Source organism: Mesorhizobium sp. M7A.F.Ca.US.002.01.1.1 (assembly GCF_004022955.1).
Lineage (GTDB): Bacteria > Pseudomonadota > Alphaproteobacteria > Rhizobiales > Rhizobiaceae > Mesorhizobium > Mesorhizobium ciceri.
Map to the genome: position 1 here is coordinate 1 of NZ_RZQE01000213.1, position 9,695 is coordinate 9,695.

Annotated in this window: 10 protein-coding genes and 1 pseudogene; 1 reads left to right on the top strand and 10 read right to left on the bottom strand. The window is 64.5% G+C overall.

The window, feature by feature from the left end; genetic code table 11:
- Positions 1–47 precede the first annotated feature (47 nt).
- Both EN932_RS20145 and ykgO read right to left on the bottom strand, forming a co-directional pair.
- On the bottom strand, positions 48–653 hold the full coding sequence (locus tag EN932_RS20145) for a hypothetical protein (RefSeq protein ID WP_063169173.1): 606 nt from the start codon (positions 651–653) through the stop codon (positions 48–50).
- Between the two features lie 112 nt (positions 654–765).
- Positions 766–891, bottom strand: a complete 126-nt coding sequence (ykgO, locus tag EN932_RS20150) for a type B 50S ribosomal protein L36 (protein WP_006203764.1) — start codon at positions 889–891, stop codon at positions 766–768.
- Positions 892–1,131: 240 nt separating this feature from the next.
- Here ykgO and EN932_RS20155 point away from each other — a divergent pair.
- Positions 1,132–1,555 (top strand): annotated as a pseudogene (locus EN932_RS20155) (lysozyme inhibitor LprI family protein).
- Between the two features lie 6 nt (positions 1,556–1,561).
- Here EN932_RS20155 and EN932_RS20160 read toward each other — a convergent pair.
- The 8 genes from EN932_RS20160 to EN932_RS20195 all read right to left on the bottom strand — a co-directional run bounded on the left by EN932_RS20160 (position 1,562) and on the right by EN932_RS20195 (position 9,644).
- Positions 1,562–2,641 (bottom strand): 5-(carboxyamino)imidazole ribonucleotide synthase, encoded by a 1,080-nt coding sequence (locus EN932_RS20160; RefSeq protein WP_127370002.1) that lies wholly within the window; start codon positions 2,639–2,641, stop codon positions 1,562–1,564.
- A complete protein-coding gene (gene purE, locus EN932_RS20165) occupies positions 2,638–3,135 on the bottom strand; it encodes a 5-(carboxyamino)imidazole ribonucleotide mutase (protein WP_063169171.1) in 498 nt (165 codons plus the stop codon). The genes EN932_RS20160 and purE overlap by 4 nt, the downstream gene beginning before the upstream one ends.
- A 102-nt stretch (positions 3,136–3,237) precedes the next feature.
- Positions 3,238–4,131, bottom strand: coding sequence for a ribokinase (locus EN932_RS20170; RefSeq protein ID WP_013529210.1), 894 nt, complete (start codon positions 4,129–4,131; stop codon positions 3,238–3,240).
- Positions 4,128–5,003, bottom strand: coding sequence for a MurR/RpiR family transcriptional regulator (locus EN932_RS20175; protein WP_013529211.1), 876 nt, complete (start codon positions 5,001–5,003; stop codon positions 4,128–4,130). The genes EN932_RS20170 and EN932_RS20175 overlap by 4 nt, the downstream gene beginning before the upstream one ends.
- Positions 5,000–5,968: an ABC transporter permease gene (locus EN932_RS20180; RefSeq protein WP_032899090.1), complete on the bottom strand. Its 969-nt coding sequence runs from the start codon at positions 5,966–5,968 to the stop codon at positions 5,000–5,002. The genes EN932_RS20175 and EN932_RS20180 overlap by 4 nt, the downstream gene beginning before the upstream one ends.
- 9 nt (positions 5,969–5,977) lie before the next feature.
- Positions 5,978–7,492: a sugar ABC transporter ATP-binding protein gene (locus EN932_RS20185; RefSeq protein ID WP_027162481.1), complete on the bottom strand. Its 1,515-nt coding sequence runs from the start codon at positions 7,490–7,492 to the stop codon at positions 5,978–5,980.
- 68 nt (positions 7,493–7,560) lie between these two features.
- On the bottom strand, positions 7,561–8,613 hold the full coding sequence (locus EN932_RS20190; RefSeq protein WP_024502965.1) for a substrate-binding domain-containing protein: 1,053 nt from the start codon (positions 8,611–8,613) through the stop codon (positions 7,561–7,563).
- 41 nt (positions 8,614–8,654) lie between these two features.
- Positions 8,655–9,644: a TIM barrel protein gene (locus EN932_RS20195; protein ID WP_127369939.1), complete on the bottom strand. Its 990-nt coding sequence runs from the start codon at positions 9,642–9,644 to the stop codon at positions 8,655–8,657.
- Between the last annotated feature and the right edge of the window lie 51 nt (positions 9,645–9,695).

Sequence of the window (9,695 nt, forward strand, 5' to 3'; positions counted from 1 at the left end):
CTGCCCCTACTGTCTTACTGCCCTATTCCCTTACTCCCCTAGAGCAATCAAATGCCTTCACCGGCAAGTTCCTCCGAAATCGTGCCGACCTGGTCCTGGGCGCTGCGCATCATCGGATAGATGGCCAGCACCTTTTGCCAGGCCTCGAGCGCCGATTGCTTGTGGCCGGTCAACGCCATGATCTGCGCCAGGCCGGACAGCGCACCGAAATGGCGCGGCTCGAGCTGCAGCGTATGGTCGATGTCGGACATCGACTTGCCGTAGTTCTTCATCATGAAATGGACGGTGGCGCGCCGGTTCCAGCCCTCGGCATAAGTAGGCTGCAAAGTCACCACCTGGTCGAGGAAATCGAGCGCGACGTCGAACTTCTGGCCCTCGACGGCTTTTTGCGACCATTGCATCATCAGGTCGATCGAGGCGCTGCCGGATTGCGACCACTCGCTCCAGATGTTGCCGGCGATGCGCTCCGCCGCCTTTTCGTTGCGTTCGCGTTTCAAGTCGCTGAACAGCTGATCGAGGCGGGCTTGTTTCGTCGTTGGGGCGGGCGGCGCATCCTGAGTGGACGGCGGCGCGACAGCACCATCCGCCCATGCCGGGCCATAAATGACGCCGGAAACAAGCAGAGATGTCAAAAATGCAAAAGGAATCCGCATCGCCGGACTCTAGTCCCGGGCGAGAGAACGTCAAACTGAATTTGGCGTGAAAAGGCCGGCAGACGGCGACAAGCATCAAATGGGCGGAGGCGACAGCCTCCTGCCCGAAAACTCAGCCCTGACGTGCCTTGTAGCGCGGGGCGGTCTTGTTGATGATGTAGATGCGGCCCTTGCGGCGAACCAGCTGGTTGTCGCGGTGACGCGCCTTCAGCGCCTTGAGCGAATTCTTGATCTTCATGGTCTTGCCTGTCGGTGTGGACCCGGTTGGGTCGAAATTTTAAGGCGCGCCAGAAGACGCGCCTTTGAACTGTGGGTGGCTCATAAACGAGGAGCCTTGTCCCTGTCAACCGCAAGCGTGCTCCATAGCGGCTGTGAATCATCCCTGTCATCAATTATCCGCCATGTCTGCCTTGCGGCATTGCGCGGCCCTGGGCCGGCTGGGATGATGCGGTCGCCGTGAAATGATTTGGAGACGACTATGCGCCGGATGTTCCTGGCCGCCTGCCTTGTCCTGCTGGCGGCAGCTTCGGTTGCGCGCGCGCAGGAATGCGACCGCAGCGACGACAGCCAGCAAATGATGAACATCTGTGCCGGCGAGGATTACCAGGCGGCCGACGCCAGGCTCAACACGGCCTATCAGAACCTCACCAGCTCGGACGATGCCAACGGCAAGAGATTGCTGCAGGTGGCGCAACGCGCCTGGATCACTTTTCGCGATGCCGAGTGCGCGCATTCCACCGCCGCCAGCGAAGGCGGATCGATCCATTCGATGGAAGTTTCGCAATGCCTGACCCAGATTGACCAATGACCGCGTCAAGCAGCTCGCTGCCGCGGCCAATTGCGAGGAAGGCGATGGGAGTTGCGCCAATACAGGGCAGGACGAGAGCGACGACGCGCAGTAGGCAACCTTATGAGGCGCGACGTCTGATCCGAGTGAAATGACCCATCTTGCGGCCGGGCCGCGCTTCGGTCTTGCCGTAGAGATGCAGCATCAGATCGGGCTCGGCGAGAAGCTCCGGGACGCGCAGCACATCGTCGCCGATCAGGTTTTCCATCACGCAGTCGGAATGGCGGTCCGGGCCGCCGAGCGGCAGGCCGGCGATGGCGCGGATATGCTGCTCGAACTGCGAAACGACACAGGCGGCTTCCGTCCAATGGCCGGAATTGTGCACGCGCGGCGCGATCTCGTTGGCCAGCAGCGAGCCATCGGCCAGCACGAAGAACTCGACGCCGATGACACCGACATAGTCGAGCGCCGCAAGGATCTTCGATGCGGCCGTTCGGGCTGCTTGCGCCGTCTCCGGCATAATGGCGGCCGGCAAGGTCGATGTGTGGAGAATGCCGTTGCGATGGATATTCTCGGCTGGATCGTAGGCGACAACCGCACCGTCCAGCCCACGCGCCGCGATCACCGATATCTCGCGCTCGAACGGCACGAAGGACTCCAGAATCAGCGGCACATTGCCCATCGCCTCGCATGTGCCGGCAAAACCGCCGGCTTCCATGTTGCGGAAGACGCGCTGGCCCTTGCCGTCATATCCCATGCGCCGGGTCTTCAGGATGCCGCTGCCGTCGAATGCTTTCAGCGCCGCCGCCAGCTCGTCATCATTGTCGACGGTGTGGAAATCGGCGGTGGCAATGCCGATGCCGTTGAGGAATGTTTTTTCGTCCACCCGGTCCTGCGCCACTTCCAACGCACGCGCCGGCGGATAGACCGGAACCTTGGCCGCCAGCGCGCTGGCCGCTGCGACCGGGACGTTCTCGAACTCGTAGGTGATGACGGAACTTGACGCTGCCAGGTCGGCAAGGGCGGCCGGGTCGTCATAGGCGGCTGTTATCTGCCGGTTGGCGACCTGTGCGGCCGGGCAATCCGCTTGCGGCTCCAGCACCACGGTGCGGTAGCCGAGACGGGCGGCAGCAACAGCCAGCATGCGGCCGAGCTGGCCGCCGCCAATGATACCGATGGTCGATCCGGCGGGCAGGCTCACGGCGTATCCGTCGGTTCAGCCGCGACCTTGGCAGTCTGCGCGGCGCGCCAGGCATCCAGACGGACGGCAAGGCTGTCATCGTTCAGGGCCAGCACGGCGGCGGCCAAAAGGGCTGCGTTGGCGGCCCCAGCCTTGCCTATGGCCAGCGTTCCAACGGGAATGCCGGCTGGCATCTGGACGATGGACAGCAGCGAATCCTGCCCGGAAAGCGCTTTCGATTCCACCGGCACGCCGAACACCGGCAATGGCGTCATCGCCGCCGTCATGCCGGGCAGGTGTGCTGCACCGCCGGCGCCGGCGATGATCACCTGGTAACCGGCCGCCTTGGCGCCCTTGGCGAAATCATAGAGCCGGTCCGGTGTACGATGCGCGGAGATGATGAGCCGCTTGTGCGGGATGCCAAGTGCTTCCAGCGTTTCGGCGGCATGGCGCATCGTCGCCCAGTCGGACTGGCTGCCCATGATGATGGCGACGTCGGCGCGTTGATCGTCCAAGTCCGTGTTCCCCGGCGACAAAGGCGCGCCTTAGCGGAATTCGCGCGAGGCCGCAAGGATAGGCGGCCGCTGCTGCGGTCTGGCAAGACGGAAACCAGCCGGTCAGATGCCGTCGCGCTCGGCCTCTGGCGTCGAGACCAGCAAGGCCGAAGCCGCGTTGGCGGCGGTGATGGCCGCCCGCATGGTCTGCCCACGGGCAAGTCCCGCGGCCAGCGCGCCAACGAATTCATCGCCGGCGCCATGCGTGCTGGCGACCTTGACCGGGATGGCGGACAGCGCAAAGGCCTCGCCGCTCCGGTCGCAACAGGCGACGCCTTCGCCGCCCGCCGTGACGATCGCCACGGGATAGAGATCGGCCAATAGCCGTGCGGCTTGCGCGGCCCCGTCGAGTGTCTCGACCACTGCCGTGCCAGCCAGGAATTCCGCCTCGATGGCGTTGACCACCAATATGTCGACCAGGGCGATCAACTCCTCGGAGAGTTTGCGCGCGGGGGCCGCGTTGAGCACGACGCGGCCGCCCCGTGCCTTGACTGCGCGTGCGGCGGCAATGTTGGCGGCTTCCGGCACTTCGTTCTGCAGCAGGAGCACCGCCGTCTGTCCCACCACATCGGAAGCAGAGGCACTGTCGGCATGGCCCAGTGCCAGATTGCTGCCCGAGACGATCACCGCGCCATAGTCGCCGCCTTGGTCGAAGATCGCCACGCTCATGCCGGAGCCGGCGCCAGCGGCCACCCGCACGAAGCGGCGGTCGACCTTGGCGCGATCGAGATTGGCCAGCAACGCCCGCCCGAAATCATCGTCGCCGACGGCGCCGATCATCGCCGCATACACACCGGCTCGCGCCGCCGAGACGGCCTGGTTGCCGCCCTTGCCACCGCATTTGGGGTGCCAGGCATGGCCGGTCACCGTCTCGCCCTTGCGCGGGCGGTCGGGCGCGTCGACCATAATGTCGTAATGCAGGCTGCCGAACACGGTCACCAGCGGCGTTGTCGTCATGAGCCCCGGTCTTTTCGTTTCGATGTCACCGCCGACATAGTGCGGCCGAGATTTCGCTCCGCCGCCTGATAGTCGCGCTGCGCCACCGCGACGAACAACGCGTCGAGAATGTTGAGCTGGGCAATGCGGGCCGCTGCGTTCTCGCCCATCAGCGGCGAACCCTGCGCGGTCGAGCACAGAACGATATCGGCGACGGCGGCCAGGGGCGAGTTGTCGTAATTGGTGATGGCCAGCGTGCGGGCACCGTTCTTGCGGGCCAACTGAATGGCGTCGATAACGGCCGACGTGTTGCCCGAATGCGAGAAGCCGACGGCGATGTCGTCGCCGCCGAGCAGCGAGGCCGACATCAGCATCATGTGCGAATCGTCGTAGACGGATGCGCGGATGCCGATGCGCAGGAATTTGTGCGAAACGTCGCGCGCGATCTGCGCCGAGCCGCCGACGCCATAGAAATCCCGGTTCTTGGCACGGAAGAGCAGCTCGGCGGCGCGGTCGAAATCCTCGATGTCGAGGATCGCCAGCGTCTCCTCCAGCGCCTGGATGGAGGTGCGGAACACTTTTTGCACGATCTCGGCCGAACTGTCGTCGGATGACAGTTCCTGGTGCATCTCGGCGGTCGGCAGGCGACTGTACTCATAGACGGCGGTGCGGAAGTCGCGATAGCCGGAAAAGCCGAGCTTCTTGGCGATCTTGACCACCATCGCCTCGGACACGCCGGATTCCTCGGCGATCTGCTTCAGCGGAATGCTCTCGTCGAAGCCGCGCCGGCCGAAGACGGTTTCCACCACCTTCGCCTCCAGCGGAGTGAGATGCGGCATCATCATGCGGATGCGCGGTCCTACCGCTTTCAGGTCCAGCCCGCTCAAGGTCATCCACGCCCCCTCGTCACGCGATCGATAAGCATCGCGGCGAGGATTATAAGACCAGTTGCCAGAAGCTGATAGAAGGACTGGACGTTCATCAGCGTCAAACCGTTGCGCATGGCGCCGAGGATGACGGCGCCCAGGATGGTGCCGACGACGCTGCCCTTGCCGCCCATCAGCGAGGCGCCGCCGATGGCGGCAGCCGCGATGGCGTCGAGCTCCCAGAGATTGCCGAGGATGGGTTCGGCGGCGCCCAACCGGCCGATCAGGATCTGCGCGGCAAGCGCCGCCAGCAGGCCTGAGATCATGTAGGCGGCGATCTTGGTGCGGGCAATCGGCACGCCGGCGATGTAGGCCGCCTCCTCGTTGCCGCCGACGGCGAGCAGATATTCGCCGAAGGGCGTCTTCTTCAAAACGACCCAGGCGACGACAGCCACGCAGGCGACGATGACGACCGCCAGAGGCAGTCCGAACAGCGAACCGTTGAAGACGGCGCGAAAGCCTGGGGGCAGGCCGAGGACCGGATTGCCGCCGGTGTAGATCAGCGCCAGTGCCCGATAGGTGCTGAGCGTTCCCAACGTGACGATGAAGGGCTGCAGCCCAACATGGGCGACGAGCACGCCGTTGACGAGGCCGCAGGCAAGACCAATGGCGAAGCCGGCGGCGATGGCCAGCGGAAACGGCACGCCGGCGACCATCATAGAGGCCGAGATGACGGCCGAGAGTGCTGCCGTCGGCCCGACCGACAGGTCGATGCCGCCGGAGATGATGACCAGCGTCATGCCCAGCGCCAGACAGGCATTGATGCTCGACTGCTGCAGGATGTTGATCAGGTTGCGCTCGGCGAAAAAGCCGGGCACCAGCGCGCCGAACACGGCCAGGATCACGACAAGCCCGATCAGCGTGCCGGCGTCGCGCATGGAAACACCGCGCAGGAATTCGGCCTGGGACCGCACCAGAGTGGCATCCGACATATCCGTCACCTACTGCCTTGCCGGCTGTGCGGCCGGCGTTTGCGTTTGCGGGATGGCGTGCGCCGCGATCGCCTGTTCTGAGAGATTTGCCCTATCGAGTTCGGCGGCGATGGTGCCGTCGCGCATGACCAACACGCGGTCGGCAAGCCGGATCACCTCGGGCAGTTCGGAGGAGACGACGACCACCGCATGGCCCTCGGCGGCGAGTTCCTCGATCAGATGATAGATCTCCGCCTTGGCGCCGACATCGATGCCGCGCGTCGGCTCGTCGAACAAGAGGATGCGTGTTCCCGCCGCCAGCCAGCGGCCGATGATCGCCTTCTGCTGGTTGCCGCCGCTGAACAGGCGGATCGGCCGGTCGAGCAGGAATGGGCGCAGATTGACGCGGCTCATCTTCTCGGCCGCCACCTGTTTCAACCTGGCGTGATCGATGAGGCCGCGCGGCGCGAACACGGCCATCGAGGCCAGCGCCATATTGCTGGTGATCGAGCGCAGCGGCACGATGCCTTCGCGTTTGCGCTCCTCCGGCACCAGTCCGACGCCGGCGGCAATCGCGTCACGCGGGCTGAAGAACCGTGCCGCCTTGCCGTCGATTGCAATCGTCCCGGCCGTGGCGCGATCGGCGCCGGCCAAGAGCCGCAGCAGTTCAGTGCGGCCGGAACCGACCAGGCCGGCAATGCCCAGCACCTCGCCGCGATGCAGATCGAACGACACGTTGCGCACCTTCGTCGCCGAGGAGAGGCCACGCGCGCTCAGCATGACCTTGTTCGTGGCATGGGAATTATGCTGCTCCTGCGCCAGTTCGCGGCCGACCATCATCGCCACGACCGCTTTCTCCGACAGGTCGTTCAGATCGACGGAATCGACGACGACGCCATCGCGCATGATGGTGGCGCGCCGGCAGATGCCGAACACCTCGTCCAGCTTGTGCGAGACATAGACGACGGCGACGCCGTCGCGGGCGAGGCCGGTGATGACTTGCGCCAGCCGTTCGAATTCGCTCGGCGTCAGGCTCGATGTCGGCTCGTCCATGGCAACGATGCGGGCGCGATCGAGCAGCGCGCGGGCGATCTCGACAATCTGCCGCTGCGCCACCTTCAGGGTACCGAGGGGTGCAGCCGGATCGATGGAGGGATCGATGGCCGCAAGAGCCTCCGCAGCACGGCGCTCCTGTTCGCGCCGAGCGACGAAGATGGCGCCGCGCGTCAGCGGATGGCCTAAGAACATGTTCTGGGCGACGCTAAGGCGTGGTACCTGCTGCAATTCCTGATGGATCATGGCGACGCCCGCAGCGCGTGCGGCGACCGGGTTGGCGAGTGTAACCGGCTTGCCGTCGATGAGGACGCTTCCCGCTGTCGGCGTGTGGACGCCAGACAGGATGCGCAGCAGCGTCGACTTGCCGGCGCCATTTTCCCCGAGCAGGCCGTGGATTTCACCGGCACCTACCGAGAACGACACGCCGTCAAGCGCCCGCACGGCCGGAAACAGCTTGGAAATGCCCTGGAATTGCAGCCGGGGTGACATTGGGTTCTATCTCCGGGCAACGGTGCCGGCGGGAGCGAATTGCTCTGGCCGGCACTCGCCGATTGGCCTTACTGGCCCGCAGCCGCGTCCTCGAGCAGTGCCTTGCGCGCGCCGGCGCCGGAATAGCGGTCGGCATTGTCCTTGGTGATCAGTGCCTGGGGCGTGGCGACGACGCGGGGCAGCTTCTGTCCCGCGACGAGACGCAGAGCAGTTTCCAACGCCACTTCGCCGGTCAGCACCGGGAAACTGTCGACCGTGCCGGTCAGTTCGCCGGCCCGTATGGAGGCATAGGCGTCGGAAATGCCGTCGGTGCCGAAGACCGCAACCTTGTCCTGCAGGCCGGCGGCCTTGACTGCCTCGACGATGCCGAGCGCCATGCCGTCATTGTTGGCATAAAAGCCGATCAGGTCGGGGTGCTGCTGCAGGATGTTGGTGGCCGCATCATAGGAGGTCTGGCGGTCCCAGTTGCCGGGAACGCTGGCGACGACCTCGAACTTGCCTGCCTCGGTGATGGTCGACTTGAAGCCGTCGGTGCGCTGCACGGCGGCATAGACGCCAGCCTGGCCTTCGACGATGGCGACCTTGCCGCCATCCGGACGGTTCTTGATGAACCATTTGGCGACGCGCACGCCATTGTCGCGCTGGACATTGCCGACATAATGTTCGGCCTGCGGGATGACGGCGTCATTGACGTTGACCACCGGCACGTTGGCGGCCTTGGCTTGCTCCATGATCGGCTGCAGATTGGCATCCGTTTGCGGCGAGACGAGCAGCACGTTGTAGCCCTGGGTCACCAGGCCTTCGGCAATGGTGAGCTGGCCGAGCTGGTCGCCCTCGCTTTGCGCTGCCTGATAGACGACGGGAACGCCGACCTTGGCGCCGAATGCCGTGTAGCCCTCGCCCAGCGAGCGCCAGTATTCATTGGTCAGCGTCTTGGAGACGGCGCCTGCCTTGGTGCCTTCGGGCAGCTTGGGGAACGCGCCGAATTTGGCCTCGACCTGCGACCAGTCGATGCGGTCCTTTTCCGTGTCGGAATTGAGCGGCGCGAGGTCGGCCGAAAAGGCAGAGCCGATCGACAGCGCCATCAGTGCGGCGGTAGCAGTGGCAAGCAGAAGTTTCATTGTATTCCTCCCTTGTTGAAAACGATAATGGTGCGGATGCCTCAGCTATCCGGCCCGAGCATGATTTCCTGGATGATGGCCTGCGACGTCACCGCATCCTGGCTGTCCATGGCGGCGGACAGGCGATTGTCCTGCTCCAGCCGGTCGACGACGCGCAGCATGCGCTTGACGGTGGCGATGTTGACTTCGCACTCGCGCACCGGATCGAGCCCGGTCATGTCGGGGAACGTGTCGAAATAGATGGCGCCGGCGTAACCGTCGCGGCGAATCTGCCTGAGCAGCTCGATGGTCTGCAGCGTGTGCACCGCGCCGACCATCAGGCCGTCGTCGCGCTTGGCGTAGCCGTCGTTCAGATGCACGCCGAGCAGCTTGCTGTGGCGCGCCACCAGGGCCGCGGCAAAGGCCGGCTGTTCGTCAGCATAGAGCACATGGGCGAAATCGAGGGTGACGCCCAGATTGGGCAGGCCGACATCGCGGATCGCCAGCAAGGTCGTCGCCGCATCCGGCATCAGGCTGTAGGAGCGTGGTTCGTTCGGTTTGTACTCAAGGCTGATCTGACAGTCGGGATCATGCGCGGCTACTTCACGAATCCCCTCGATTTCGTGTTGCCAAAGCGTCACATAGTCGGCCTGGAAGGCGTAGTCGAAGCCATCCTGGCCGAGCCACAGCGTCATCAGGCTGGCGCCGGCCTCACGCACGGCATCGATGCCGGCTTTGGTCAGGTCGATGGCCTCGCGGCGCACCGCCGGATCCGGATTGGTGAAGGCGCCGAGCTTGAAGGCGGGGTTGGAGTAGTAGCGCATGGCAAAGCCATTGATAGAAAGCCCGAGATCGCTCAGTTTGAGGGCGATTTCCGCAGGCTTTTCAGTGACATGGTCGGGAAAGTTGAGGTCGAGATCGGTAAGCCCGCCGACCTTGGCGGCGCGCGCCGCCATCTGCAGCAGCGACGGCTTGCCGGTAAGATCAGGCCATTCGGCCTGCGGCCGCGAGGCAAAGGAATTTAGGCGCGTGGCGAAACGAGTGGCTGTCATGGTCGATCCTTCAATCGTCATGACTTCACATAAATACAAATATTTGTAAAG